The following is a 25,773-nucleotide window of genomic DNA, read 5'->3' as shown; positions in this document are numbered from 1 at the left end:
ACCGGGCAAACCCGTGTCAACAGCTTCGGCCGGGCCTGCCGACGGCTCAGTGCGCTCCGCGTGCCTCCGCCATCCGCTGCTCGGCGATCCGGTCGGCCGCGGCGGCCGGCGGAATCCCGTCCGTCTTCGCACGTGCGAATATGGCCAGCGTGGTGTCGTAGATCTTCGCCGCCTTCGCCTTGCACCGCTCGAAGTCGAAGCCGTGCAGCTCGTCGGCGACCTGGATGACACCGCCGGCGTTCACCACGTAGTCGGGCGCGTAGAGGATCCCGCGGTCGGCGAGGTCCTTCTCGACGCCCGGGTGCTCGAGCTGGTTGTTGGCGGCACCGCAGACGATCTTCGCGGTCAGCGCGGGCACGGTGTCGTCGTTCAGGGCTCCGCCGAGCGCGCAGGGGGCGTAGATGTCGAGGCCCTCCACGCGGATCAGGGTCGCGGTGTCGGCGACGGCCGTCACGCCCGTCGGGTGCGCCGCGAGGATCCGCCCGACGGCCTCCTCGCGGACATCCGTGATGACGACCTCGGCGCCCTCCGCCCGCAGGTGCTCCACCAGGTGGTGGCCGACCTTGCCGACGCCTGCGATGCCGACCTTGCGGCCGCGCAGGGAGGGGTCGCCCCACAGGTGCTGGGCGGAGGCCCGCATGCCCTGGTAGACGCCGAAGGCGGTGAGCACGGAGGAGTCGCCCGCGCCGCCGTTCTCCGGGGAGCGTCCGGTGGTCCAGCGGCACTCGCGCGCCACGACGTCCATGTCGGCGACGTACGTACCGACGTCGCACGCGGTCACGTACCGGCCGCCCAGCGAAGCCACGAACCGGCCGTAGGCCAGCAACAGCTCTTCGCTCTTGATCCGGTCCGGGTCGCCGATGATCACGGCCTTGCCGCCGCCGTGGTCGAGACCGGCCATGGCGTTCTTGTACGACATCCCACGCGCGAGGTTCAGCGCGTCGGCGACGGCCTCTTCCTCGGTCGCGTACGGATAGAAGCGCGTACCGCCGAGGGCGGGGCCCAGAGCGGTGGAGTGGATGGCGATGACGGCCTTGAGGCCGCTGGCGCGGTCCTGGCAGAGCACTACTTGCTCATGACCCCCCTGATCCGAGTGGAACAGGGTGTGCAGGACGCCGTGTGTTACGTCGGTCACTGTGGTGACTCCTGAGTACTGGCGGCGATTGGAGCGAGCTCCCGTACGGGTGGCGGGGGCTGTGAGCATGAGATTAGCCCCGTTGGCACCCGTCCATCCCGCAGTGCTCAGGATCACCTACTCGCGGAGTACAGCCGTGCGACGATTTGCATAGTTTTCCCGCGCGTTTGTGAGCGGGTTTCGCAGGTTTTCCAGGCAGACCGCGGGGGAGAGAGCAGGCGTGCCCAAGGTGTCCTCGGTGATCGTCCCGTACGCGACCTATCTGCGCGTCTACGAGCCGCTGGCCGCCTTCCCGGAGCCGGAGCGCGGCCACTGGGACCGTTACGCCCGCCGCCCCGACCGGCCGTCGTACCAGGACGAACTACGCCGCTCCCTGGCCGACTTGCTGCCCACCCCGCCGATGCCCGTGCCGGTGCACGAGAGCAGTGACGCCTTCGTGCTCGAGGTCGACGGGGTGGTGTGCGTGTGCCCGTGGCGCACCCGGCTGCGCGGGTGGCAGGCGCTCGGGGAGCTGGCCGAGGAGCTGCCGAAGCCGGTCCTGGACGCGGCGCTGCCGGAGGTCGTGCGCCGCCAGACGGCCCAGGACTACGAGCGCTGGCTGGCCCGCAACCCGGACGCCCGGCCGTGGATCCGCACCTCGACCTGGCAGGTGCCGCTGCACTGGTTCGTGCTGGTGTCGGACGAGGAGCGGCGCTTCGACAAGGGCTCGGGCGAGATCCCGCCGATGCTGCGCTACCGCACGCCCATGGTGCAGGCGCGGCGGCGCGTGGCGCGGGCCCTGAGGACGCTCAAGGACACCATCGACGAGGGCCCGCTCATCGACGGCCTGGTGGACGTCGGGCGCTGGCTGGAGGAGTTCCACCCGCGCTCGCTGGTCGAGCTGGACTACGGCGGCCTGGTGCACACCCTGCCGGCCGGCGAGCTGGAGGACGACCACTCGGCGGCCGATGTGGCCGACGGCATCGAGGCGCTGCGGCAGGGCGACGGGGGCGCCGCGGGGGAGGCCTACGGGCGGCTCGTGGAGCGGTGGCGGACGGTTCGCGACCGGCGGTCGGCCAACTGAGCGGTCGGATGTGATCTGCCCCACTCGACCCCACTCGGTGTCCCGCTCGGCCAGATAACGAACTGGCGTTTGACGGGGCGCCCGATTTGGGGTTTCGTGCTCGCTCTGGGTTCTTGATGCCTCGTCAACATCGGACGTAGGTCCCGATCCGGGCGTATGCATCAAGGGTGTGTCAACGCACGCAAGCGTGACGGACCGCACGTACGCGGCCCTTGCATCCCTAACCCCTCCTCGTGCCAAAATAGGACAAGGAGTCCGGGGAGGACTCTCTCTCGACATTGCACGCTTTGGGGGGTCTTGGGACTCCTGCACGCCACTGTGACTGATCGTCACAGTGGCGTGACTGTCCGCTATGGCATGGTCCATCGGCATCCGTCGCTGATGAACACCTGGGAGGGCAATTCCATCGGTTTGGCCGACGCGGCTGGACAGATGGTGTAGTTGTAGTGCCGAGGACAAGCCGTTCGTCCTATAACCGACTCGACTCGCGTCCGCCATTTCGGGCAACGCGGGTCAAGGTGCAGAATTTAGAGGAAAGAACCGAGAAGGTTCGGTTCTCCCGAGGAGGCCGCTCATGACCGCTCGCACCCCTGATGCCGAGCCGCTGCTGACCCCGGCTGAGGTCGCCACGATGTTCCGCGTGGACCCCAAGACGGTCACGCGGTGGGCGAAGGCCGGGAAGCTTACGTCCATCCGCACGCTCGGCGGACACCGCCGTTACCGCGAGGCTGAGGTCCGCGCTCTGCTCGCGGGTATCCCGCAGCAGCGCAGCGAGGCCTGAACAACTGCATAAACGGGCAAAACGGCGGTTCCCCCAACTTGCCGCGGCGCCCGAACTCTAGCTCCAAGCGACGCGGGTTCTGCCCCAACAGAGCCCACGCCCAAGCCGATCAGAGCTTCGCGGGCACGTAACAAGGGTGCGTCGTAGATCGCGCTGGACTCCGCCGGGTCCAGCGCGATCTTTTTTGTGTGCGGAGCGTGTGCCGACGGTGGTCCTGTGGGTGGGCTTGTCGGAGTCTGGGGAGGGGTGTCGGATCTCCTGTGGACTCGCCCTGGGGGGTCGCTCGGAGTGTGCGGGACGTTCCCCGGAAGCTGGTGCAATTGCACATATTAAATTGACCTGTTGTAGGTGAGGTGTAAGTACCGCACTTCCGGAAACTCATGCGGTGACACCCGTCACATGCCGGGGTGCTTGTTGCCTCTGGGCTATGTGCGCTAAAGGGAGCTGCATGCTCCAGCACCCCACGGCAGCGCGGGAGTTGACGTCCGGGACGGGTCACGCGGTGGAAGCGGTTTCGTCCTCGCTGACCTCGCGCGCAGCCGCCTGGGGGGTGCGCGGGGCGGAGTCCATCGCCAGCCGCAGCAGGCGGTGGCAGATCGGGCAGTGGCGGGTGAGATGCCGGTAGGAGGAGGCGGCCGACAGGTGCGCGCGGAGCAGCGCCCGCGTTTCGTGCCTAGCCGATGCCGGCATACGCCACCTCCAGGGGCCACACGGGGAAAGTGCCCTGACTTCTGGGTACCGAGCGAATGTGACTCCGTCAAGGTGGCCGGGCGCTCCGCCCGGCGCTCCGCCCGGCGCTCCGCTGGGGGTGCGCCGGGTTGTGTGCGCCCGGCGCTGTGGTTGCCGTCGCCCTGGGGGCTGCCGCCCCCAGACCCCCGCTTCGGCCCTGAACGGGCCTCGTCCTCAAACGCCGGACGGGCTGGAGTGCCTGGGCCGGCGTCGAGTCGAGAGGGATTGCCTGCGGAGATGAGTGAAGCCCGCGTCCCTTGTCAGGATGCGGGCCTGGGCATGTGTGAGGCCCGCGTCCCTTGCGGGATGCGGGCCTCGTCTTCGCTGTGGTCCTGACGGGATTTGCTGTACCCGATTGCGGCTGCGCCGCGGGCGCGGCCTCCACCTTGACAGGGTGGCGGGCGGGTGGGGTGTGGAATGCGTGAGGCCCGCGTCCCTTGCGGGATGCGGGCCTCGACTTCGCTGCGGTCCTGACGGGATTTGAACCCGCGGCCTCCACCTTGACAGGGTGGCGAGCACTCCAAACTGCTCCACAGGACCAGGTTTTGCTGCGCCATTCGTGCGTTGCGCTGCGAGAAGAGACTCTACAGGAGGGCGAGCCCCCTGGTCGAACTCACCCAACGTGCACGCCCCGTCACGGTGCCAGCGTGTCGATCGTCTTCACGATCCGCTTGTCGGAGATCGGATACGCCGTACCGAGCGCGTGGGCGAAATAGCTGACGCGGAGCTCCTCCAGCATCCAGCGGACGTCCAGCACCTGCTGCGGGACCGGGCGCCCCTGCGGCATCTGCTCCAGAAGCCAGGCGTACTCGTCCTGCATCTCGTGGACCTTCTCCATGCGCGTCGTGTCGCGCTGGACGTTCGTCGGCATCTGCTGCAGCCGACGGTCCACCGCGATCAGGTACCGCACGAGATCCGGCATCCGCCGCAGCCCCGCCTCCGTCACGAAGCCGGGCTTCACAAGGGCGTCCAGCTGCTTGCGGACGTCCGTGAGGTTGGCCAGCAGGGCAGGGCTCCGTACGGCCTTCAGGCGGCGCTCAGCGGCCTGCCAGGCGGCGAGGACCTGCTGCACCTGGGCGACCGTGCGTACCGTCGTGTCGACGATCTCGGCGCGCACCTTGTCGTACAGCTTGCGGTGCGACTCCTCGTCCCACGCCGGGCCGCCGAAGTCGCCGATCAGCTTGTCCGCCGCCGCCATCGCGCAGTCGTCGAAGAGGGCCTGGATCGAGCCGTGCGGGTTCGCCGACAGCGCCAGCTTCTGCGCGTTCGTCAGGTGGTCGCTGGCGAACTTCGCCGGGTTCACCGGGATGTTGCGGAGGATGAGCCGGCGCGTGCCCTTCCACATCGCCTGCTGCTGCTCCGCCTCCGTGTCGAAGAGGCGTACGGAGACCAGGTCGCCGTCGTCCACCAGCGCCGGGTACGCCTTGACCGGCTGGCCGGCGCGGCGGGTCTCGAAGACGCGGGTGAGTGCGCCGATGGACCAGTCCGTCAGGCCCTGGCGTTCCAGCGACTCGCCGCCCTGACGGGACGCCGTGGCCGCCGCGGCCTGGGAGAGGGCCTTGCGCGCCTTCGGCTTCAGACGGAGCTTCAGCGCCTCCAGGTCCTTGTCCTCCGCCAGCTTGCGGCGCCGTTCGTCGACGATCCGGAAGGTGATGCGCAGGTGGTCCGGGACCTTCGGCCAGTCGAAGTCGTCGGCGGTGAAGGGGACTCCGACCATGCGCTTCAGCTCGCGCGCCATGGTCACGGTCAGCGGCTCCTGCAGCGGCACCGCCGTGTCCAGGAACCGCTTCGCGAAGTTCGGCGCCGGCACGTAGTTGCGGCGGATCGGCTTGGGGAGCGAGCGGATCAGCTCCGTCACCAACTCCTCGCGCAGGCCCGGGATCTGCCAGTCGAAGCCCTCGTCCGTGACCTGGTTGAGGACCTGGAGCGGGATGTGGACCGTCACGCCGTCCGCGTCCGCGCCCGGCTCGAACTGGTACGTCACCCGGAACTTCAGCGCTCCCTGCCGCCAGGTGTCCGGATAGTCCGCCTTGGTGACCGCCTCGGCCGACTCCCGGATGAGCATCTCGCGCTCGAAGTCCAGGAAGTCCGGCTGCTCGTGCCGCTTGCGCTTCCACCAGGAGTCGAAGTGGGCCCCGGAGACCACGTGTTCCGGGACCTTTTCGTCGTAGAAGTCGAACAGCGTCTCGTCGTCGACGACGATGTCCCGGCGCCGCGCGCGGTGCTCCAACTCCTCGACCTCGCTGAGGAGTTTGCGGTTGTCGGCGAAGAACTTGTGGTGGGTGCGCCAGTCGCCCTCGACGAGGGCGTTGCGGATGAACAGCTCGCGGCTGACCTCCGGGTCGATCCGGCCGTAGTTCACCTTGCGCTGGGCGATGATCGGGACGCCGTACAGCGTGACCTTCTCGTACGCCATCACGGCCGCCTGGTCCTTCTCCCAGTGCGGTTCGCTGTACGTCCGCTTCAGCAGGTGCTCGGCGAGCGGCTCGATCCACTCGGGCTCGATCTTCGCGTTGACGCGGGCCCAGAGGCGGGAGGTCTCGACGAGTTCGGCGGACATCACGAAGCGCGGGGGCTTCTTGAAGAGGGCCGAGCCCGGGAAGATCGCGAACTTGGCGCTGCGGGCACCGAGGTACTCGTTCTTCGCGCCGTCCTTCACGTCCTTCATGCCGATGTGCGAGAGCAGGCCGGCGAGGAGGGAGACGTGGACGCGGTCGGCGGGGGCGTCGTCCTCGTTGAGGTGGATGCCCATCTGCTTGGCGACCGTGCGCAGCTGCGTGTAGATGTCCTGCCACTCGCGGATGCGCAGGAAGTTCAGGTACTCCTGCTTGCACATGCGCCGGAAGGAGCTCGATCCCCGCTCCTTCTGCTGCTCACGGATGTAGCGCCACAGGTTGAGGTAGGCGAGGAAATCGCTCGTCTCGTCCTTGAAGCGGGCGTGCTGCTGGTCGGCCTGGGTCTGCTTGTCGGCCGGACGCTCGCGCGGATCCTGGATGGAGAGCGCGGCGGCTATGACCATGACCTCGCGGACACAGCCGTTCTTGTCGGCCTCCAGGACCATGCGGGCCAGGCGCGGGTCGACGGGGAGCTGGGCGAGCTTGCGGCCGCTGTCCGTGAGCCGCTTGCGTACGTCCTTCTGCGTCGGGTCCAGCGCGCCGAGCTCCTGCAGGAGCTGGACGCCGTCGCGGATGTTGCGGTGGTCCGGCGGGTCGATGAAGGGGAACTTCTCGATGTCGCCGAGGCCGGCCGCGGTCATCTGCAGGATGACGGAGGCGAGATTCGTACGGAGGATCTCCGCGTCCGTGAACTCGGGGCGGGCGAGGAAGTCGTCCTCGGCGTAGAGGCGGATGCAGATACCGTCGCTGGTCCGGCCGCAGCGGCCCTTGCGCTGGTTGGCGCTCGCCTGCGAGATCGGCTCGATGGGGAGCCGCTGGACCTTGGTGCGATGGCTGTACCGGCTGATCCGGGCGAAGCCGGGGTCGATGACGTACTTGATGCCCGGGACGGTGAGGGAGGTCTCGGCGACGTTGGTCGCCAGAACGATCCTGCGGCCGGTGTGCGGCTGGAAGACGCGATGCTGCTCGGCGTGGGAGAGGCGGGCGTAGAGGGGCAAAACCTCCGTGAACCGGTAGTTCTTCTTGACGAGCGCGTCCGCGGTGTCCCGGATCTCCCGCTCGCCGGAGAGGAAGACGAGGATGTCGCCCTTGCCCTCCGCCTGGAGCTCCTCGACGGCGTCGCAGATCGCGGTGATCTGGTCGCGGTCGGCGTCGTCGGAGTCCTCTTCGAGGAGGGGCCGGTAGCGCACCTCCACGGGATATGTCCGGCCGCTGACCTCGATGATCGGAGCGTCGCCGAAGTGCCGGGAGAACCGCTCGGGGTCGATGGTGGCGGAGGTGATGACGACTTTCAGATCCGGCCGCTTCGGCAGCAGCTGTGCCAGGTAGCCGAGCAGGAAGTCGATGTTGAGGGACCGCTCGTGGGCCTCGTCGATGATGATCGTGTCGTAGGCGCGCAGCTCGCGGTCGGTCTGGATCTCGGCGAGCAGGATGCCGTCGGTCATGAGCTTGATGAAGGTGGCGTCCGGGTTCACCTGGTCGGTGAAGCGGACCTTCCAGCCGACGGACTCGCCGAGCGGCGTGTCCAGCTCCTCCGCGACCCGCTCGGCGACCGTGCGGGCCGCGATACGGCGGGGCTGTGTGTGCCCGATCATGCCGCGCACGCCACGGCCGAGTTCGAGACAGATCTTCGGGATCTGCGTGGTCTTGCCGGACCCGGTCTCACCGGCGACGATCACGACCTGGTGGTCGCGGATGGCGGCCGCGATGTCGCTCTTCTTCTGGCTGACCGGCAGCTGCTCGGGGTACGTGACGGCCGGCACACGGCTGCGCCGGGTGGCGATACGCTCCTCGCCCCTGGCGATCTCCGCCTCGATCTCGGCGAGCACGGCGGCGCGCGCCTCCGGCTTACGGATCTTGCGCGCACCTTCGAGCCGCCGACCCAGCCGCTGCGCGTCGCGCAGGGAGAGCTCGGTCAGGCGGGGGGCGAGGGCGCCGAGGGCGGGGGCAGGGTGCGTAGACATACGCGATCCAGGATCTCATCCCGGGGAAATTCGTGGCGAACGCTTTTGGCTGCGACGGCCGGCAGAGACACAACGAGGCCCCGATCCGAAGATCGGGGCCTTGATTGTGGCTGGGGCCGGGGTCGAACCGGCGACCTATCGCTTTTCAGGCGATCGCTCGTACCAACTGAGCTACCCAGCCGCGAGGCCTACGAGAAGCCTCAGCGGTCCTGACGGGATTTGAACCCGCGGCCTCCACCTTGACAGGGTGGCGAGCACTCCAAACTGCTCCACAGGACCAAGCGATGCGTACGACAGTGTCGCACACCGTACTGCGTGCCCCCAACGGGATTCGAACCCGTGCTACCGCCTTGAAAGGGCGGCGTCCTAGGCCGCTAGACGATGAGGGCTATCGGCCCGCCTGGGCGCTTCTCAGCGCGTCGGGGACGTGAGAAGCATATGGGATGGCGGGAGGTATCGCCAAAACGGTTTACGGGCTGGGGCTGGAGGGCGGGGTCGGGGAGCCGGTGGAGCCGGTCGGCGAGTCGGTCGGCGAGTCGGTCGCGCCCGGTTGGTTCTCCTCCACCAGGTGGCGGCGTACCTCTGCCGTCGTCAGGCCCAGGCCGCCCAGTTCGATCTCGTCCCAGGCCTGGAGGCGGCGGGTGTCGCGGTCGAAGTAGAGGATCGAGGTCTGGATGGGGTCGGGGTGTTTGCCCTCGATCGCGCGCAGGCCGCTGCCGCCGGTGGAGCCCTCGACGCGCAGGCGGGTGCCGTAGGGCAGGAGCTCCATCTCCTGCTGGTGGATGTGGCCGGCCAGGACCAGGGGGACCTCGCCGTCGGTCTGGCGGGCGGCGACCGGTTCGTGGGCGATGGCGACGTCCACGGGGGTGCCGGCGGTCTTCTGGTCGCGCAGGGAGGTGGCCAGGCGGGCGCCGGCCAGTTCGTTGGCCGCGTCGCCGCCGGGGACCTTCGAGCGGTCGGGGGTGAACTGGGGGTCGCCGATGCCGGAGAAGCGCAGGCCCGCGACGGTCTGTGCCTTGCCGTCGTCCAGGACGTGGACGTTCTTCAGGTTCTCCAGGTAGCGCTGGGTCACCTGGGAGTCGTGGTTGCCGCGGACCCAGACGTAGGGGGCGCCGAGGTCCTCGATGGGGTCGAGGAAGCCGTTCTCGGCGGCGGTGCCGTGGTCCATGGTGTCGCCGGAGTCGACGATCACGTTGACCTTGTACTGGTCGACCAGCGAGGCGATGATCTTCCAGCTCGCCGGGTTGAGGTGGATGTCCGAGACGTGCAGGACTCGGATCGTCGACGGGTCGGGCGCGTAGGCGGGGAGCGTGGAGGTGGCGTCGTAGAGCTTGGTCACGTTGGTGACCAGGCGGGCCAACTCCTTTTGGTAGACGTCGAATTCGGTGACGATGCTGCGCGCGTTGCCGACCAGGGACGGGGCGGACGAGAGCAGGCCCGAGAACTTCGGTTCCAGGACGGATTCGGGGTTCCAGGTGGCGTACGCCGTGCCGCCCGAGGCCGCCAGGAGGGTGAGGGCGAGGCCGCCGGCCGCCAGGGCGCGGCGGGGGCGCCGGTAGACGGCGAGGCCGAGGGCGGTGGCGCCGGAGACGACGGCCACGCAGGAGCGCAGGGCCAGGTCGCGGGTGCCGTCGGCGACGTCGTGGGCCACCTCGTCCTGGAGGCCGGAGAGCCGTTCGGGGTGGTCGACGAGGGCCTGGGAGCGGGCGGGGTCGAGTTGGTCGACGTTGACGTCCAGGCGGACGGGGGCGATGTGGCTGTCCAGTTGGAGGGCGCCGAGCGGGGAGACGTTGATCTTCGTGCCGCCGGTGGCGGACGGGCGCAGGGTCATCGTCGTGTTCATGGGGCCGACCGGGACGCGTACGTTGCCGACGATCAGCAGGCCGAGCCAGGCACCGAGGAGGACGACCGTGACCAGGCCGAGGGCAGATTTGAGGGGCTGGCGCGGAGCGCCATCGAGTAGGGCGGCGGTGGGCGACGGGCGGGCCCAGGGGTGGGGCTGGGCTACGAGTTCCAGGGTGGGGTGCGGGCGGCGGGTGGCGTAACGGCGGGCGAGGGCGCGTGGGGCCCTGGGGAGAGGGGCGAGGACCTTCCGGACTGCGGCGGGGACGCGGGCCATTGGTCCCGTATGCCCAAGTGCGGGGGCGGGTATGCGGGGCCGTTGGCGGCTCCTTCACGGCGGGTTCGTGCCCGGGGTTCGTACCCGACAATGGGCCTGTGCTGGAGATGACGCGCGAGGAGTTCGAGGAACTGGTCGCCGAGGCGCTGGACCGGATTCCGCCGGAGTTGACGCGGCTGATGGACAACGTCGCGGTGTTCGTCGAGGACGAACCGCCGACGGACGATCCCGAGCTGCTCGGGTTGTACGAGGGGACTCCGCTGACCGAACGCGGGGAGTGGTACGCCGGGGTGCTGCCGGACCGGATCACGATCTACCGGGGGCCGACGCTGCGGATGTGCGAGTCGCGGGAGGAGGTCGTCGAGGAGACCGAGGTGACGGTGGTGCACGAGATCGCGCATCACTTCGGGATCGACGACGCGCGGTTGCACGCGCTCGGGTACGGGTGAGCGGGGTGTGGAAGGGCCTGTGAACCTGTGAATGCGGGGCGCGTGTCCTCTTGTGGGCGGCGGGAGTTGGGCAGGTTGACTTCTTCGCCCGCCCCTGGAGGTGGCTCCCGTGCGCCCCTTGTACGTACCTGTCCGTCTGGCTGCCACGGTGCTGGCCGTCGCCGCCGCATCCGGCTGTATGAGCGTGGGTGACGACGGCGGAGGCGGGAGCGCGAAGCCGTCGCACTCCGCGGGGCAGCGCGGTGGTGAGGCGCCCGACGGGGGGTCGGCCGTGTCGGGTGGCGGGACCGGCTACGGGGCGCATGTGGACGACCGCAAGCGGGAGAAGGAGAAGCGCAAGAAGAAGGGCGACAAGGGGGCGAAGGAGTCGGCGTCCCCCTCGGCCTCGCCGTCCGCCGATGTGAGCGCGTCCGCTCCGGCGGCGGGCAAGCCGCCGGCCAAGCCGGGGCAGACCGAGAAGCCGGGTCCCACCCGTACGGCGGAGCCGACGCCCACCCGGACGCCGGATCCGGAGCCGACGCCGAGCCAGGAGCCGACGTCCGCCCTGCCGACCCCCACGGAGGCCGAGCCGTCGTCGTCCGCGCACGAGGAGACGGGGCCGCAGCTGGCCCAGCGGGAGCCGGCGCCGACCGCGGGGGCGCCCGCGTGACCTACGTGACCTAGGGGGGCGCCTGTCCGGCCCCGGGGGCGGCGGGGTCGAGAGGGGTGGGGCAAGTGACGTTGCCTACACGGGCGGCGGCCGGTTTGCCTTGGGGGGCCTGGGGTGCGTATGGTGGTAGATCGTTTGATCCCATTTGCCCGGCGCCACTGCAGAGCGCGCCGTGTGGCGCGTACTCTCCCTTGCCGTGGCTGACCGCATTGAGGCGGTCGTATTGCGAATCACGGAGTTGACGGGCGCGTGCCGACGAGACTCCGGAAGGTTTCGCATACGCATGTCCATTTCCAGTACTGATCACGTCGTCGTGCCCGAGGACGCGGAGAACGCGTCCGTCGAGGACGCTCCCGAGGTGACCTTCGCGGACCTCGGTCTCCCCGAGGGCGTCGTCCGCAAGCTCGCCCAGAACGGCGTGACCACCCCCTTCCCGATCCAGGCCGCGACCATCCCGGACGCCCTGGCCGGCAAGGACATCCTCGGCCGTGGCCGCACCGGCTCCGGCAAGACCCTCTCCTTCGGTCTGCCCACCCTGGCCACGCTGGCCGGCGGCCGCACCGAGAAGCACAAGCCGCGCGCGGTCATCCTCACCCCGACCCGTGAGCTGGCCATGCAGGTCGCCGACGCCCTCCAGCCCTACGGCGACGTCCTCGGCCTGAAGATGAAGGTCGTCTGCGGCGGTACGTCCATGGGCAACCAGATCTACGCCCTGGAGCGCGGCGTCGACATCCTCGTCGCCACCCCGGGCCGCCTGCGCGACATCATCAACCGCGGCGCCTGCTCCCTGGAGGACGTGAAGATCACCGTCCTCGACGAGGCCGACCAGATGTCCGACCTGGGCTTCCTGCCCGAGGTCACCGAACTGCTCGACCAGGTCCCGGCCGGCGGTCAGCGCATGCTCTTCTCCGCGACCATGGAGAACGAGATCAAGACCCTCGTCGACCGGTACCTCACCAACCCGGCCACGCACGAGGTCGACGCGGCGCAGGGCGCGGTGACGACCATGTCGCACCACATCCTCATCGTGAAGCCCAAGGACAAGGCGCCGGTCACCGCCGCGATCGCCTCCCGCAAGGGCCGCACGATCATCTTCGTCCGCACCCAGCTGGGCGCCGACCGTGTCGCCGAGCAGCTGCGCGACTCCGGTGTGAAGGCGGACGCGCTGCACGGCGGCATGACGCAGGGGGCCAGGACCCGGACCCTCGCGGACTTCAAGGACGGGTACGTGAACGTCCTCGTCGCGACCGACGTGGCCGCGCGCGGTATCCACGTCGACGGCATCGACCTCGTGCTGAACGTCGACCCCGCCGGTGACCACAAGGACTACCTGCACCGGGCCGGCCGTACGGCGCGTGCGGGGCGTACGGGCACGGTCGTGTCCCTCTCCCTGCCGCACCAGCGCCGCCAGATCTTCCGGCTGATGGAGGACGCGGGCGTCGACGCCTCGCGCCACATCATCCAGGGCGGTGCCGCCTTCGACCCGGAGGTCGCCGAGATCACCGGCGCCCGTTCGATGACCGAGGTGCAGGCCGAGTCGGCGGGCAACGCCGCGCAGCAGGCCGAGCGTGAGGTGGCTCAGCTCACCAAGCAGCTGGAGCGGGCGCAGCGGCGCGCCGCGGAGCTGCGTGAGGAGGCCGACCGGCTCGTCGCCCGGGTCGCGCGCGAGCGGGGCGAGGACCCCGAGGCCGCGGTCGCCGAGGCGCAGGCCGCGCAGGCTTCGGCGACGGTCGAGGCCGTCGAGGTGGCCGTGCCCGAGCAGCCGGCGGCGCAGGACGTCGACAGGTCGCAGGCTCCGGCGTACGAGCGTCGTGAGCGTCGGGACAACGACCGTGGCGGCTTCCGCCGGGACGACCGCCGTGATGACCGTCGGGACGACCGTGGTGGGCGTTCCTTCGAGCGTCGGGACGGCGACCGCGGTGGGTTCAACCGTGACCGTGGCGAGCGTGGTTTCGAGCGTCGGGACAACGACCGTGGCGGCTTCCGCCGGGACGACCGCCGTGATGACCGTCGGGACGACCGTGGTGGGCGTTCTTTCGAGCGTCGGGACGGCGACCGCGGTGGGTTCAACCGTGACCGTGGCGAGCGTGGTTTCGAGCGCCGTGACAACGACCGTGGCGGCTTCCGCCGGGACGACCGCCGCGACGACCGCGGTGGCCGCTCGTTCGACCGCGACCGTGGTGGCCGTTCCTTCGAGCGCCGCGACGACCGTGGTGGGTTCCGTCGGGACGACCGGCCGGCCGGGCGCTCCTTCGAGCGTCGGGACGAGCGCGGTGGGCACCGCGGCAGCGACCGCCCCTTCAACCGTGACCGCCGCGACGACCGCCCGGGCTTCCGCTCCGGCGGCCACGACCGGCCCGGCCACGACCGCCCCTACGGCCGTCGTGACGACCACCGTGGCGGCACCTCCGGCACCTCCGGCTCCTTCGGGCGCCGCGAGGACAAGCCGCGCTGGAAGCGCAACGGCTGACGCCGAGTGAGCTAGCTGCGAGGGCCCGTACGACTTCGTCGTACGGGCCCCTTTCAGTCACCTGTGACGCATGTCACACCGCCCGGGCGGGAATCGCTGGGGACATGACAGATGACGCGATAGCGAGTGGGCTGTCGGACGAGGAACGGCTCGCCCAGCTCGGTTACACCCAGGTCCTTGCCCGCCGTATGTCGGCGTTCTCCAACTACGCCGTCTCCTTCACGATCATCTCCGTCCTGTCGGGCTGCCTGACCCTCTACCTCTTCGGCATGAACACCGGCGGCCCCGCCGTGATCATGTGGGGCTGGGTCGCCGTAGGCCTGATGACCCTCTTCGTCGGCCTGTCGATGGCCGAGATCTGCTCGGCCTACCCGACGTCGGCGGGCCTGTACTTCTGGGCGCACCGGCTGGCGCCGCCGCGTACGGCCGCCGTCTGGGCGTGGTTCACGGGCTGGTTCAACGTGCTGGGCCAGGTGGCGGTGACGGCCGGCATCGACTTCGGGGCCGCGTCCTTCCTGGGCGCGTATCTGAACCTGCAGTTCGGCTTCGAGGTGACGCCGGGCCGGACGATCCTGCTCTTCGCGGGGATCCTGGTGCTGCACGGCCTGCTGAACACCTTCGGCGTGCGCATCGTGGCCCTCCTCAACAGCATCAGCGTGTGGTGGCACGTGCTGGGTGTCGCGGTGATCGTCGGCGCGCTGACCTTCGTACCGGACAGGCACCAGTCCGCTTCCTTCGTGTTCGGCGAGTTCGTGAACAACACGGGCTGGGGGAGCGGGGTGTACGTGGTGCTGCTGGGGCTGCTGATGGCCCAGTACACCTTCACCGGGTACGACGCCTCGGCCCATATGACGGAGGAGACGCACGACGCGTCGACGGCGGGCCCGAAAGGCATCGTGCGGTCGATCTGGACGTCGTGGATCGCGGGGTTCGTCCTGCTCCTGGGCTTCACCTTCGCCATCCAGTCCTACGAGGGCGCGCTCACGTCCCCGACGGGCGCACCGCCCGCGCAGATCCTGCTGGACGCGCTCGGCGCGACGGCGGGCAAGCTGCTCCTGCTCGTCGTCATCGGGGCGCAGTTGTTCTGCGGCATGGCGTCCGTGACGGCCAACAGCCGCATGATCTACGCCTTTTCACGCGACGGCGCGCTGCCCTTCTCCCACATCTGGCACACGGTCAGCCCGCGCACGCGCACGCCGGTCGCGGCGGTGTGGCTGGCGGCGGGCGGGGCGCTGCTCCTCGGCCTGCCGTACCTGATCAACGTCACGGCCTATGCGGCGGTGACCTCGATCGCGGTGATCGGCCTGTACATCGCGTACGTCATCCCGACGCTGCTGCGGCTGCGCAAAGGGGAGGCCTTCGAGCGGGGGCCGTGGCATCTGGGCCGCTGGTCGGGGGCCGTGGGTGTGGTGGCGGTGGCATGGGTCGGCGTGATCACCCTGCTGTTCATGCTGCCGCAGGTGTCCCCGGTGACCTGGGAGACCTTCAACTACGCACCCATCGCCGTGCTTGTCGTCCTCGGCTTCGCGACGACCTGGTGGCTGGCCTCGGCCCGGCACTGGTTCCTCAACCCCGACCACGAGCGCACGCTCGCCCGCGAGGCGGCTCGGGCGGGGGCGCCCGAAGCGGTGGATCCGTAGGGCTGAGGCCCTGCGAACCCGTGGCGCAAAGGCACGCGAGGGCTCATTCCGGCACCGTCCGCACCCGCGACGCGGCCGTGTCCCCGATACCCGATCGGCGACACGGCCACGGGCGGCTATGCTCGGGGTGGCAACATCGCCTGGGCCCTTAGCTCAATTGGCAGAGCAGTGGACTTTTAATCCATTGGTTGTGGGTTCGAGTCCCACAGGGCCTACGGTGCGGGTGGCGGGGGTAACCCCTCTGACCTGCTGTGCAGCGCTCGGGTCGGCTTCGGCCGGCTCCGGCGCTGACTCGTTTTCGGGGCCGTGCGTGAGCGGATGGGCCCGTGGCCTGTGGATGCCGCCGCCTTCCTCTGTGCAGGGGACGACGAACCCCAGGTCAGCCCACCCGACGCCGAACTCGCCCGGCGTCCGCGCGGTTTAGACTCCAGATCACGGAACGGCCTCGCGCCGGGGCGGGACCGACCATCCCCGTCCGCTGTGCGCAGCGTCGGTCGGGGCGGCGTACGAACGGGGGCGACGCAATGGGATCAGACATGTCCGGGCTCGGGCTCTCCGCTCCTGAAGAGGCCGTGTACCGGCACTTCCTGAGGAACCCGGACACCTCCGACGAGGAGATCCACACACTGCTGGGGCTGGATCGGCGCGAGGCGGGCGCGAGCGTGCGCCGCCTGTGCGCGCTGGGGGTGCTGAACCGCACCGGACCGGGCGCGCTCGCGGCCGCGGACCCGGAGACCACCGTGGAGCGCCTCACCGACCTGTGTCTGCGGGAGCTCCACAGGGAGCTTGCCCGGGTCACGCAAGCCCGGCACCTGGTCGCCGAGCTGCGCCAGGAGCAGCCCCGGGAGGCCGTTTCCGCTCCGCGCGTCGAACGGCTGGCGGACGTCGAGCGCATCCGCGCCCGGATCGACGACCTGGCTTTCTTCGCGCGCGAGGAGATCCTCTCGGTCGAGCCGTACGGCGAGCTGACGCCCGAGAACATCGCCCACGCCCGTCCCCTCGACCAGCGCTGCCTGCGGCGCGGCGTGCGGATCCGCAGCGTCGTGCCGCGCATGGCGCTCGACCATCCGCCCACCGTCGGCTACCTGCGCGAACTCGCCTCGCAGGGCGCGCAGATCCGGGTCGCGCAGACCGTCACCGAGCGCATCCTCGTCTACGACCGCGGCATCGCCCTGGTGCCCGTGGACCCCGGCGACACCGCGCGCGGCGCACTGCTCGTGCGTGAGGACGGTCTCGTCGCCAATGTGCTCGCCCTGTTCGAGAGGATCTGGAGCGAGGCGGAGCCCCTTCCGGCGTACGACGAGGACGGCGACGGCCGTGACCGGCCGACCGAGCTGGAACAGCGCGTCCTGGAATCGATGTGCCGGGTCAGCAAGGACGAGATCGGCGCCCGCGAACTCGGTATCTCCGTCCGCACCTACCGGCGTCACGTGGCCGACCTGATGCAGCTGCTCGGCGCGGCGGGGCGGCCGCAGGCCGCTCTGCTGGCTCGCGAGCGCGGCTGGATCTGACCCCTCACCTGTGAGCGTCGGGCAGGGAGCAGCCGCGCGGCGCGCGGTGCCGCAGTGCCCCGGTCACGGCCGCGCGCGGCGCATCCGGACCGGCCCCCGCCCGCAGCGTGATCTCCGATCCGGCGGGAACGGCCGGAAGCCATACGGTCAGCCGGTCGTCGGGGGCGAGCCGCCCGGCGTCGGCCGGCCGTGCCAGCAGGGTTCCGGTGAGCGCCTTGGTGAGGGAGCCGATCTCCACGTACGCGTCCGGGTCGTGGCCGTGCTCGGCCCGTACGGGGCCGGTGCCGGGGATCGCGCACGTCGGGGCGGGGCGCAGGAACCGCCTCATCCGGCGGTCCACTTCCGCAGCAGCGCCTGACGCTCGGGCGACTTCGGGGTCGTACCGTCGGCGATCCCGCCCCACGCCGTGAGCGTCCGGGGAGACGCGCCGCCGTCGACGAACCGGGCGAGCAGATCCTGGGAGAGGGCGAACTCCTCCTCGTCGTACGCACCGGCGGCGGCCGCGTGGACGGCCAACTCCTCGGTACCGGACGCGGTTTCGAGCCGCAGCAGCATCTCCGGCGGTTCGCCGGTGCCGCCCAGTGCCGCCGTGAGCACGATCTCCACGGCCAGCGCCAGCCGCCGACGGGAAGCGCTGCGTACCGGGGCGCCCTCGACGGTCGCGGAGCGCAGTTCCTCCCATGTCCACACCCGGTGGCCACCGGCCGCGCCGGCCTCCACGCCCTTCTCGGTCAGCCGGACTCCGCGGCCCTCGGTGCCCGGCGGGGCCCCCACGTGCACAGCGTCCGCGGTGATCCAGAACAGTCCGACCATCGCCACAGTTGACCCCCGTTCGTGTAGTACGTCCCGTCCGGACGATCAGCGGGCGTCTCGGCGGAGGCCGTCCGTGTCGCCGTGACGGCGGCCGCCGCGCGAACCGAGTGAGGTCCGGACTGCGCGTTCGCTTGCTTCCCTCTCGACCTGACGGTCGTTCGGACGAGGAAACAATGCCATCGGAACAGCAGCGCCAGGCCTGTTGCTCATGTCAGCTTCCTGCACGGGCCCGGCACTTTCCTGCGGCAGACAAAAGAGCGTCCCCAGCCGGGTCGGGGTCCCGGCTGGGGACGCTCGGCGCTCGGCGCCGGGCTGGTGGGCCCGGCGCCGAGGCTTGGTGCGGTGAACTGGACAACTAGTGGTGACAACTTGAGCCGGTGTGGTTGATTTGCCCGCCCGCGCTGCCTTCACCGTTGAGTGCGTTGCCCAGCAGACCGTTGAGCACGCCGACCTGGCCGAGGATGTCGATGTTTTGGTCGTGCGACTTGCATCCTCCGTGGTCGTGCCCGCCGTATGCGTTGGCCGTGCCGGTGGCTATGAAGCTGAAGCTCCCCAGGATCGCGGCCGCGACAGCGGCCTTCTGAAGCTTGCGCATTGCTCCTCCTTGGGTCGAGTAGAGCGCACGATTGATAGATCCACTTTGCGCTCATTTCGGAGGCTAATCCGATATCTCCCGCCGCGCTCATCGGGACTGCCATATGGGGGTCCTGAGGGTCAATCGGCTGTGACGGAGCCTCAATGTCCGCAGTCCCGGGAGGACTTCGACATCTCACGGTTTGGGTTGCGTCTTTCCGTGAGAAGCGGTTAGCTGTGCCTCACGGATACATTCGCTCTCAACCGTGAGGTCTGATGATGGCTGCCCTTCCCGTCACCGGCGAGCAAGTCCCCGTCCGCGCCTTCGGCGGCCCGACCGCCCTCATCGAGTACGGCGGCCTGCGCCTGCTCACCGACCCGACCTTCGACGCCCCCGGCGACTACCCGCTGGGAGGTGGCCGCGCCCTGACCAAGACCGCCGCCGCCTCCGTCTCGCCCGCCGAGCTCGGGCGGATCGACGTGGTCCTGCTCTCGCACGACGAGCACCCCGACAACCTCGACAACTCCGGCCGTGCGCTGCTCGCCGAGGTGCCGTTGACCCTGACCACGCCGAGCGGCGCGGGGCGGCTGGGCGGCGCCGCCCGGGGGCTCGCCGACTGGGAGTCCGTGACGGTGGACCGGCCCGGCGGGGGCGCCATCACCGTGACCGGGGTGCCCGCCCTGCACGGCCCGGGGGAGCGCGAGGAACTCGAAGCGGTCATCGGGCAGGTCGTCGGCTTCGTGCTGACCGGCGACGGTCTGCCCACGGTGTACGTCAGCGGCGACAACGCCCAGCTCGGGCCTGTCGAGGAGATCGCCGAGCGGTTCGGGCCGGTGGACACGGCCGTCCTCTTCGCCGGTGCCGCCCGCGGGGCCGTACTCGACCGCCGGTTGCTCACCCTCGACAGCGCCCGGGCCGTGGAGGCCGCCCGGATCCTCGGGGCGCGCCGGATCGTCCCCGTCCACTTCGAGGGTTGGGCCCACTTCACCGAGGGGCGCGACGAGCTGGCGGCCGCGTTCACCGGGGCGGGGCTCATCGACCGGGTTCAGCTGGGCTGACCGGCGCCCAGGGGGTCGCCTTCACCGGCTTGCTGCCTTCACCCCCTCACGGCCTCACAGGAATGTCACAGCCTGGTCCGATAAGTCCTCCGTGACGCATGGCGAGTTTGTGCCAGTCGGCGATCTCCGGTGCCTGAACTATCAACAGAAATCGGTCCCTTGAGGAAAGCTGGGCGATCATCCGGGATCACATTCCGGACCGCGGCGGTCGAAGGTGCTCGATACGGCCGCCGACGTCTACGTTCCTTCAGCACCAGGGATCACCATGCCCACCACCCCCCACCCGGCCTCGATACCGGGCGCGAAACGCGCTGCCCGTATCGCCGTGGCCGCAGGCCTCGTCGCCGCGCTCTCCGCGGCCGGGCCCATACCCCTCGCCCTCGCCGCGGACGGCTCCTCCGCCACCGCGGCCGACCCCGGCGTCAAGTCCGCGCACGACAAGCTCGGTTCGGACGACGCCGACCTCCTCGCGGAGGCCAAGGCACAGCGCGACAAGACCGTCACGATGATGATCGCCACGGCACCCGGGCAGACCGAGAAGGTCGCCGAGGAGCTGGACGCGGTCAAGGGCGGCTCCGTGGGCCGTACGTACGACAAGCTCGGCTACGTACGGGCCACGGTGCCGACCGCCAAGGCCGAGTCGGCCATCGCGGCCGCCGCCAAACTCTCCTCCGTGCAGGCCATCGACCTGCGGGACGAAATACCCCTGGAGGAGCCGAGCCTCGAAAGCGGCGGCAAGTCGAGCGCCTCCGCGGCCACTTACCCCGGCCCGGACAAGAACACCCCCGCGAAGAACCCGTACAACCCGTCCTTCGAGACGGGCGCCGTCGACTTCGTGAAGAAGAACCCGAAGGCCGACGGGCGCGGAGTCACCATCGGTGTCCTCGACACCGGTGTCGACCTCGCCAGCCCCGCCCTGCAGAAGACGACCACCGGTGAGCGGAAGATCGTCGACTGGGTGACCGCCACCGACCCGCTGGTCGACGGCGACGGCACCTGGCGGGCGATGACCACCTCGGTCTCCGGTCCCTCCTTCACCTATGGCGGGAAGACCTGGAAGGCCCCCGCGGGCTCGTTCCAGATCAGCACCTTCCGTGAGGCCGTCACCAACCAGGGCAAGGTCACGGACGGCGACGCCGACGGTGACGTCAACCGCGACGGCGACACGACCGACGACTGGGGCGTGCTGTACGACGCCAAGGCCGGCACGGTCACCGTCGACGTCGACGACAACGGCGACTTCACCGACGACACCCCGATGAAGCCGTACAAGGACGGCCACCAGGTCGGCCACTTCGGCACGGACAACCCGGCCACGGACATCCCGGAGAGCCAGGACTTCGTCGTGGAGGTCCGCAAGGACGTCCCGATGGATCCGCTGGGCGGCGACTGGGTCGGCAAGAAGGCCGACTTCGTCAACATCGGCCTCACCGCCGGCGCGCACGGCAGCCACGTGGCCGGCATCACCGCGGCCAACGGCATGTTCGGCGGCAAGATGAACGGCGCCGCCCCCGGCGCGAAGATCGTCTCCTCGCGGGCCTGCATCTTCGGCCCTGGCTGCTCCAACGTCGCCCTCACCGAGGGCATGATCGACCTCGTCGTCAACCGTGGCGTCGACGTCGTCAACATGTCCATCGGAGGCCTGCCGCCCCTGAACGACGGCAACAACGCGCGTGCCGAGCTCTACACGCGGCTCATCGACACGTACGGCGTCCAGCTGGTCATCTCCGGCGGCAACTCCGGCCCCGGCGCCAACACCATCGGCGACCCGGGCCTGGCCGACAAGGTCATCTCGGTCGGCGCCGGCGTCTCCAAGGAGACCTTCGCCGCCAACTACGGCACCGGCGTGGAGAACGAGTACCAGCTGTTCAACTTCTCCTCGCGCGGCCCGCGTGAGGACGGTGGCTTCACCCCGACCGTCGTCGCCCCCGGCTCCGCGGTCAGCCCGATCCCGGCCTGGATGCCCGGCGCGCCGATCGCCGAGGCGGGCTGGAAGCTGCCGGCCGGCTACGCCATGTACAACGGCACCTCGATGGCGTCCCCGCAGGCGGCGGGCGCGAGCGCGCTGCTGCTGAGTGCCGCGAAGCAGAAGGGCATCAAGCTGACGCCCGAGAAGCTGCGCACCGCCCTGACCTCGACCGCTCACCACATCGAGGGACTCCAGGCGTACGAGGAGGGTGCAGGCCTCATCGACGTCGTCGACGCCTGGAAGGCGGTCAAGGCGGGCGCCACCGCCCACGACTACGCCGTCAAGGCCCCGGTCGACACCGCGCTCGACCAGGCACTGAAGACGCCGGGCTTCGGCACGGGCCTCTACGACCGCGAGGGCGGCCTGAAGGCCGGCCAGAAGAAGACGTACGACGTCACCATCACCCGTACGTCCGGCCCCGCCGGCTCGCTCCCGCACACCCTGCGCCTGGCGAACAACAAGGCCCGCACCTTCTCGGTCGTCGGCCCGAAGGTCGTCGACCTGCCGCTGAACAAGGCGGTGACCGTCAAGGTCCAGGCCGCCCCGAAGCACGCGGGCATCAAGAGCGCGATCCTGGTCGCCGACGACCCGAGGACGGTGGGCGTCGACAAGCAGATCCTGACGACCGTCGTGGTGTCCACGCCGGTCCAGCACACCTTCACCGCCTCGGGCTCGGTACAGCGCAACAACGTCAAGTCGTACTTCGTCACCGTCCCCGAGGGCACGAAGTCGCTCCAGGTCACGCTGGGCGGCCTGGCGGAGGGCAGCCGGACGATGTTCAGCGCCATCAGCCCGTACGGCACCCCGGTCGCCGACACCGACCCGAACACGACGGACATCGCCTCCTACGAGGACCCGCTGCCCGGCGTCTGGGAGATCGAGGTCGACTCGCGCCGTACGTCGGCCCTGCTGGACAACCCGTACAAGCTGAACGCCACCGTGTACGGCGCCTCCTTCGACCCGGCGTCCGTGCACGTGCCGGAGGCCAAGGTCGGCACGCCGGTCGCCGCCTCCTGGACGGTGACCAACAAGCTGGAGGCCGTGGAGGGCAACCTCAAGGGCGGCGCGCTCGGCTCGTCGAAGACCGCCCGGCCGACCATCAAGAACGGTGAGACGCAGACCAGCACCGTCGAGGTGCCCGAGGGCACCACGTCGCTGGACGTCGCCATCGGCAAGGTCTCCGACCTGGGCTCCGACCTCGACCTGAACGTGTACGACGCCGAGGGCAAGCTCGTCGGCCAGTCCGCGGACGGCGACTCCGAGGAGGCCGTCTCCATCGCCAACCCGGCGGCCGGCAAGTACACCGTCGAGGTCGTCGGCTTCGAGGTGCCGTCCGGCTCCACCGCGTTCGACTACCGGGACGCGTTCTTCTCCTCCGCGCTCGGATCGGTCACCGTCGACGAGTCGGCGCCGGTGAAGCTCGGCACGGGCGACTCGGCGAAGGTGGCGGCGGAGGTCACTGCCGCGCGGGCGGTGCCCGAGGGCCGGCAGCTCTTCGGTGAGGTACGGCTGGTGAACACGCGCGGGACGACCGCGGGTGTCGGCGGGGTGACGATCGAGAAGGTCACGCCGTAGCCGCCGTAAGGCTGTAGTCGACGTACGACTGAGGGGCGGGTGTCCGGTATCGGACGCCCGCCCCTTCGTCTTGCCGTCGCTCAGCCCACGTTCAGCCCCGCGAGATCTCCCAGTGGCAGCGTGTGCTGGGTCTGCAGGACCTTCGCGCGCAGGTAGCGGACGTTGTCCGGGGTGGCGAAGACGCCGGTGGGGACGCGGCCCTGGACCTCGATGCCGAGGGCGCGCAACTGGTCGGCCTTGTCGGGGTTGTTGGAGAGCAGGTCCAGTTCGCCGATGCCGAGGGCGGTGAGCATCTGGGCGGCCGCCGTGTAGTCGCGGGCGTCCTCCGGCAGGCCGAGGGCGGCGTTCGCGGCGTAGGTGTCGAGGCCCTGGTCCTGGAGGGCGTACGCGTCCAGCTTGTTGTAGAGGCCGATGCCGCGGCCCTCCTGGCGCAGGTACAGCAGCACGCCGCCGCGCTCGGCGATGCGCTCGACGGCCTCGCGCAGCTGGGGGCCGCAGTCGCAGCGGGCCGAGCCGAAGACGTCGCCGGTCAGGCACTCGGAGTGCAGCCGGACCAGCGGGGTGGTGCCGGGGGCCGGGTCGCCGAGGACGACGGCCACGTGCTCCTGGCCGTCGGTCAGGCCGTGGAAGGTGACCAGCTCGGCGTCCACGGAGTAACCGTCGTGGAAGCGCAGCGGGACCCGGACGCGGGCGCGCTGGGTGGCGGCGGCGGTGAAGTCGGGCATGCGGGATCTCCGGGTTCCGTACGTGGGCCAGCTGCTTCAGATTTGAAGCAGGTCCTCGGTCCAGGACCCTACCTCATGCTTTAAATTTGAAGCAACAAGTTTGTCGCCCACGTCACAGAGCCGCAGCACGGCCCGGACGGGCGCCTCACTGCTCGTGCCTCCCCGCTCCTGCCTCACGAACAGGACTTGCCGGAGCGCCGCCGCCAGGGCACGTCGTCCGCCGTGGCGTGCGCGTCCTCGCCCTGGAAGCCCCCGGCGACCGCGGTGAAGATCTCCTCCAGCTGCCCGACCTGCTCCGGGGTCAGCCGGTCGAAGAGCAGCGCCCGTACCGTCTCCACGTGCCCCGGAGCCGTGCGCTCCAGGACGCGCATCCCTTCCTCGGTGAGTGCCGCGATGCTGCCGCGCTTGTCCCAGCGGCAGTCCTCGCGCCGCACCAGCCCGTCCTTCTCCAGGCGCGTCACGGCGTACGTCAGCCGGCTGCGGGTGATCTTCAGTCCTTCCGCGAGATCGGTCATGCGCAACCGGCGCTCCGGAGTCTCGGACAGGGTGGCGAGGATGGAGTAATACAGATGGGGCATGCCGGCTTCCTGCTGGAGCTGCCGGTCCAGCGCGTCCTCCACGAGGGCGGCGGAGGCGATGTAGGCGCGCCAGGCGCGCTGCTCCTCGGGAGTGAGCCAGCGAGTCGTCATGCCCCCAGTGTAGGTTTGTTTCAAACTTGAACCAAGCCCGAGTTTTCCCCGACCGAGCCGGAGAGCGCGCCGATGCCGTCGTACCCCTACGTCCTGCTGTCCGCCGCGGTCTCGCTGGACGGCTACCTCGACGACACCACCCCCGAGCGCCTGCTCCTGTCCAGCCCGGCCGACTTCGACCGCGTCGACGAGGTACGGGCCTCCGTCGACGCGATCCTCATCGGCGCCGGCACGATCCGGGCGGACAATCCCCGGCTGCTGGTGAACTCGGCCGAGCGGCGGGCCGCGCGGGTGGCGGCGGGCAAGCCGGAGTATCCGCTCAAGGTCACGGTCAGCGCGTCCGGCGAGCTGGATCCGGCGGCGAACTTCTGGCACACGGGCGGCGCGAAGATCGTCTATACGACGGAGAAGGGCGCGGAGCGGCTGCGGCGGACGCCGGTCGCGGCGGACGTGGTCGCACTGGGCGCGGACCTGGACTGGCGCGGGCTGCTGGCGCATCTGCGCGAGGTGCGCGGCGTCGAGCGGCTGATGGTCGAGGGTGGCGGCACGATCCATACGCAGTTGCTGCGGCAGGGCCTCGCGGACGAGGTGCAGCTGGTGCTGGCGCCCCTGTTCGTGGGGGATCCGGACGCGCCGCGGCTGTTCGGGCCGGGCGGGTATCAGGGCGGGCGGCTGCGGCTGCTGGAGACGCGGCGGATCGAGGACGTCGTCCTGATGCGCTACGAGCCGACGGCGCCCGGCGTCGGCGCCCTTCCCTCCGCCGCGGACCGGCACTGGCTGGCACTGGCGTGTGACCTGGCCGCGCAGTGCCCGCCCTCGGCGACCGCCTTCAGCGTCGGGGCGGTGGTCGTGGCGGCCGACGGCACGGAGCTGGCGCGGGGGCACTCCAGGGAGGGCGACGATCCCGTGGTGCACGCGGAGGAGGCGGCGCTGGCCAAGATCGCGGCCGGTGATCCGAGGCTGGCATCGGCGACGGTGTACAGCAGCCTGGAGCCGTGCACCCGCCGGGCCTCCCGTCCGGCGCCCTGCGCGCGGCTGATCCTGGAGGCGGGGGTGCGGCGGGTGGTGACGGCCTGGCGGGAGCCGGACACGTTCGTGGTGGGCGCCGACGGGAGCGGGTTGCTGGCGGGGGAGGGGGTGGATGTCCTGGTCCTGCCGGAGTACGAGGAACGGGCAAAAGCCCCGAATACCCACCTGCTGCCGTGACGCCGGGAAAGGCGTGTGCTTTCTGTCCTGCGGATGGCG

General features: G+C 70.2%; 19 protein-coding genes and 5 tRNA genes. 11 read left to right on the top strand and 13 right to left on the bottom strand.

Annotation, left to right across the window (positions count from 1 at the left end; all coding sequences use genetic code 11):
* Positions 1 to 46: 46 nt before the first annotated feature.
* Positions 47 to 1,135, bottom strand: coding sequence for a Leu/Phe/Val dehydrogenase (locus ACIREI_RS38175; RefSeq protein ID WP_403343256.1), 1,089 nt, complete (start codon positions 1,133 to 1,135; stop codon positions 47 to 49).
* A gap of 220 nt (positions 1,136 to 1,355) precedes the next feature.
* On the opposite strand from ACIREI_RS38175, the gene ACIREI_RS38170 reads away from it, so the two are divergent.
* Complete coding sequence (locus ACIREI_RS38170) at positions 1,356 to 2,198, top strand: hypothetical protein (RefSeq protein WP_403343253.1); 843 nt, start codon at positions 1,356 to 1,358, stop codon at positions 2,196 to 2,198.
* 574 nt (positions 2,199 to 2,772) lie between these two features.
* Entirely contained in the window at positions 2,773 to 2,979 is a 207-nt protein-coding gene (bldC, locus tag ACIREI_RS38165; protein ID WP_003949541.1) for a developmental transcriptional regulator BldC, read from the top strand.
* A 495-nt stretch (positions 2,980 to 3,474) separates the two neighbouring features.
* Here the strand turns inward: bldC and ACIREI_RS38160 are convergent, their stop codons facing one another.
* From ACIREI_RS38160 to ACIREI_RS38130, 7 genes are all read right to left on the bottom strand, one after another.
* Positions 3,475 to 3,669 carry a DUF6274 family protein gene (locus ACIREI_RS38160; RefSeq protein ID WP_403343250.1) on the bottom strand — a complete coding sequence of 65 codons (195 nt, stop codon included), beginning with the start codon at positions 3,667 to 3,669 and terminating at the stop codon, positions 3,475 to 3,477.
* Between the two features lie 504 nt (positions 3,670 to 4,173).
* Positions 4,174 to 4,248, bottom strand: a tRNA-Asp gene (locus ACIREI_RS38155).
* 94 nt (positions 4,249 to 4,342) lie between these two features.
* Positions 4,343 to 8,287, bottom strand: coding sequence for an ATP-dependent RNA helicase HrpA (gene hrpA, locus ACIREI_RS38150; RefSeq protein ID WP_403343247.1), 3,945 nt, complete (start codon positions 8,285 to 8,287; stop codon positions 4,343 to 4,345).
* Between the two features lie 107 nt (positions 8,288 to 8,394).
* Positions 8,395 to 8,468: transfer RNA gene (locus ACIREI_RS38145), tRNA-Phe, on the bottom strand.
* A gap of 23 nt (positions 8,469 to 8,491) precedes the next feature.
* Positions 8,492 to 8,566 (bottom strand) — tRNA-Asp (locus tag ACIREI_RS38140).
* A 37-nt stretch (positions 8,567 to 8,603) separates the two neighbouring features.
* Positions 8,604 to 8,676: transfer RNA gene (locus tag ACIREI_RS38135), tRNA-Glu, on the bottom strand.
* Between the two features lie 80 nt (positions 8,677 to 8,756).
* Positions 8,757 to 10,406: a metallophosphoesterase gene (locus ACIREI_RS38130; RefSeq protein ID WP_403343244.1), complete on the bottom strand. Its 1,650-nt coding sequence runs from the start codon at positions 10,404 to 10,406 to the stop codon at positions 8,757 to 8,759.
* A 98-nt stretch (positions 10,407 to 10,504) separates the two neighbouring features.
* On the opposite strand from ACIREI_RS38130, the gene ACIREI_RS38125 reads away from it, so the two are divergent.
* The 6 genes from ACIREI_RS38125 (at position 10,505) to ACIREI_RS38100 (ending at position 17,125) form a co-directional block, all read left to right on the top strand.
* On the top strand, positions 10,505 to 10,855 hold the full coding sequence (locus ACIREI_RS38125; RefSeq protein ID WP_062714520.1) for a metallopeptidase family protein: 351 nt from the start codon (positions 10,505 to 10,507) through the stop codon (positions 10,853 to 10,855).
* Between the two features lie 109 nt (positions 10,856 to 10,964).
* On the top strand, positions 10,965 to 11,504 hold the full coding sequence (locus tag ACIREI_RS38120; protein ID WP_403343241.1) for a hypothetical protein: 540 nt from the start codon (positions 10,965 to 10,967) through the stop codon (positions 11,502 to 11,504).
* A gap of 283 nt (positions 11,505 to 11,787) precedes the next feature.
* Entirely contained in the window at positions 11,788 to 13,974 is a 2,187-nt protein-coding gene (locus tag ACIREI_RS38115; RefSeq protein ID WP_403343238.1) for a DEAD/DEAH box helicase, read from the top strand.
* 104 nt (positions 13,975 to 14,078) lie between these two features.
* Entirely contained in the window at positions 14,079 to 15,614 is a 1,536-nt protein-coding gene (locus ACIREI_RS38110) for an amino acid permease (RefSeq protein WP_403343235.1), read from the top strand.
* Positions 15,615 to 15,756: 142 nt separating this feature from the next.
* Positions 15,757 to 15,829: transfer RNA gene (locus ACIREI_RS38105), tRNA-Lys, on the top strand.
* Positions 15,830 to 16,150: 321 nt separating this feature from the next.
* Positions 16,151 to 17,125 (top strand): helix-turn-helix transcriptional regulator, encoded by a 975-nt coding sequence (locus ACIREI_RS38100; protein ID WP_403343232.1) that lies wholly within the window; start codon positions 16,151 to 16,153, stop codon positions 17,123 to 17,125.
* Between the two features lie 4 nt (positions 17,126 to 17,129).
* Here ACIREI_RS38100 and ACIREI_RS38095 read toward each other — a convergent pair whose 3' ends face one another.
* From ACIREI_RS38095 to ACIREI_RS38085, 3 genes are all read right to left on the bottom strand, one after another.
* Complete coding sequence (locus ACIREI_RS38095) at positions 17,130 to 17,453, bottom strand: serine hydrolase (RefSeq protein ID WP_403343229.1); 324 nt, start codon at positions 17,451 to 17,453, stop codon at positions 17,130 to 17,132.
* Positions 17,450 to 17,938 carry a hypothetical protein gene (locus ACIREI_RS38090; RefSeq protein ID WP_403343226.1) on the bottom strand — a complete coding sequence of 163 codons (489 nt, stop codon included), beginning with the start codon at positions 17,936 to 17,938 and terminating at the stop codon, positions 17,450 to 17,452. Before ACIREI_RS38090 ends, ACIREI_RS38095 begins: the two co-directional genes overlap by 4 nt.
* Positions 17,939 to 18,293: 355 nt before the next feature.
* Entirely contained in the window at positions 18,294 to 18,533 is a 240-nt protein-coding gene (locus tag ACIREI_RS38085; protein ID WP_301999485.1) for a hypothetical protein, read from the bottom strand.
* Positions 18,534 to 18,790: 257 nt separating this feature from the next.
* Between ACIREI_RS38085 and ACIREI_RS38080 the strand changes: the two genes are divergently transcribed.
* Complete coding sequence (locus ACIREI_RS38080; RefSeq protein ID WP_403343223.1) at positions 18,791 to 19,570, top strand: MBL fold metallo-hydrolase; 780 nt, start codon at positions 18,791 to 18,793, stop codon at positions 19,568 to 19,570.
* 265 nt (positions 19,571 to 19,835) lie between these two features.
* Positions 19,836 to 23,114, top strand: coding sequence for a S8 family serine peptidase (locus ACIREI_RS38075; RefSeq protein WP_403343220.1), 3,279 nt, complete (start codon positions 19,836 to 19,838; stop codon positions 23,112 to 23,114).
* A gap of 80 nt (positions 23,115 to 23,194) precedes the next feature.
* Here ACIREI_RS38075 and ribA read toward each other — a convergent pair whose 3' ends face one another.
* A complete protein-coding gene (gene ribA / locus ACIREI_RS38070) occupies positions 23,195 to 23,839 on the bottom strand; it encodes a GTP cyclohydrolase II (RefSeq protein WP_403343217.1) in 645 nt (214 codons plus the stop codon).
* Between the two features lie 173 nt (positions 23,840 to 24,012).
* The gene (locus ACIREI_RS38065; protein ID WP_403343215.1) at positions 24,013 to 24,528 is read right to left on the bottom strand and encodes a MarR family winged helix-turn-helix transcriptional regulator; all 516 of its coding nucleotides are present in this window, start codon (positions 24,526 to 24,528) and stop codon (positions 24,013 to 24,015) included.
* Between the two features lie 72 nt (positions 24,529 to 24,600).
* Here ACIREI_RS38065 and ACIREI_RS38060 point away from each other — a divergent pair, with 72 nt between their 5' ends.
* A complete protein-coding gene (locus tag ACIREI_RS38060; protein WP_403343212.1) occupies positions 24,601 to 25,734 on the top strand; it encodes a dihydrofolate reductase family protein in 1,134 nt (377 codons plus the stop codon).
* The last annotated feature ends 39 nt before the right edge of the window (positions 25,735 to 25,773 follow it).

Source organism: Streptomyces sp. NPDC093591 (assembly GCF_044764885.1).
In the GTDB taxonomy this organism is placed as follows: domain Bacteria; phylum Actinomycetota; class Actinomycetes; order Streptomycetales; family Streptomycetaceae; genus Streptomyces.
Note: the sequence above shows the minus strand (reverse complement) of the source record. Positions and strands in the feature narration are given on the sequence as shown.

Coding starts and splice junctions, on each gene's coding strand:
- ribA (WP_403343217.1), bottom strand. CDS start 23,839: ATGCCCGACTTCACCGCCGCCGCCACCCAGCGCGCCCGCGTCCGGGTC.
- ACIREI_RS38085 (WP_301999485.1), bottom strand. CDS start 18,533: ATGCGCAAGCTTCAGAAGGCCGCTGTCGCGGCCGCGATCCTGGGGAGC.
- ACIREI_RS38160 (WP_403343250.1), bottom strand. CDS start 3,669: ATGCCGGCATCGGCTAGGCACGAAACGCGGGCGCTGCTCCGCGCGCAC.
- hrpA (WP_403343247.1), bottom strand. CDS start 8,287: ATGTCTACGCACCCTGCCCCCGCCCTCGGCGCCCTCGCCCCCCGCCTG.
- ACIREI_RS38075 (WP_403343220.1), top strand. CDS start 19,836: ATGCCCACCACCCCCCACCCGGCCTCGATACCGGGCGCGAAACGCGCT.
- ACIREI_RS38130 (WP_403343244.1), bottom strand. CDS start 10,406: ATGGCCCGCGTCCCCGCCGCAGTCCGGAAGGTCCTCGCCCCTCTCCCC.
- ACIREI_RS38095 (WP_403343229.1), bottom strand. CDS start 17,453: ATGAGGCGGTTCCTGCGCCCCGCCCCGACGTGCGCGATCCCCGGCACC.
- ACIREI_RS38115 (WP_403343238.1), top strand. CDS start 11,788: ATGTCCATTTCCAGTACTGATCACGTCGTCGTGCCCGAGGACGCGGAG.
- ACIREI_RS38065 (WP_403343215.1), bottom strand. CDS start 24,528: ATGACGACTCGCTGGCTCACTCCCGAGGAGCAGCGCGCCTGGCGCGCC.
- ACIREI_RS38080 (WP_403343223.1), top strand. CDS start 18,791: ATGGCTGCCCTTCCCGTCACCGGCGAGCAAGTCCCCGTCCGCGCCTTC.
- ACIREI_RS38100 (WP_403343232.1), top strand. CDS start 16,151: ATGTCCGGGCTCGGGCTCTCCGCTCCTGAAGAGGCCGTGTACCGGCAC.
- ACIREI_RS38090 (WP_403343226.1), bottom strand. CDS start 17,938: ATGGTCGGACTGTTCTGGATCACCGCGGACGCTGTGCACGTGGGGGCC.
- ACIREI_RS38060 (WP_403343212.1), top strand. CDS start 24,601: ATGCCGTCGTACCCCTACGTCCTGCTGTCCGCCGCGGTCTCGCTGGAC.
- ACIREI_RS38110 (WP_403343235.1), top strand. CDS start 14,079: ATGACAGATGACGCGATAGCGAGTGGGCTGTCGGACGAGGAACGGCTC.
- bldC (WP_003949541.1), top strand. CDS start 2,773: ATGACCGCTCGCACCCCTGATGCCGAGCCGCTGCTGACCCCGGCTGAG.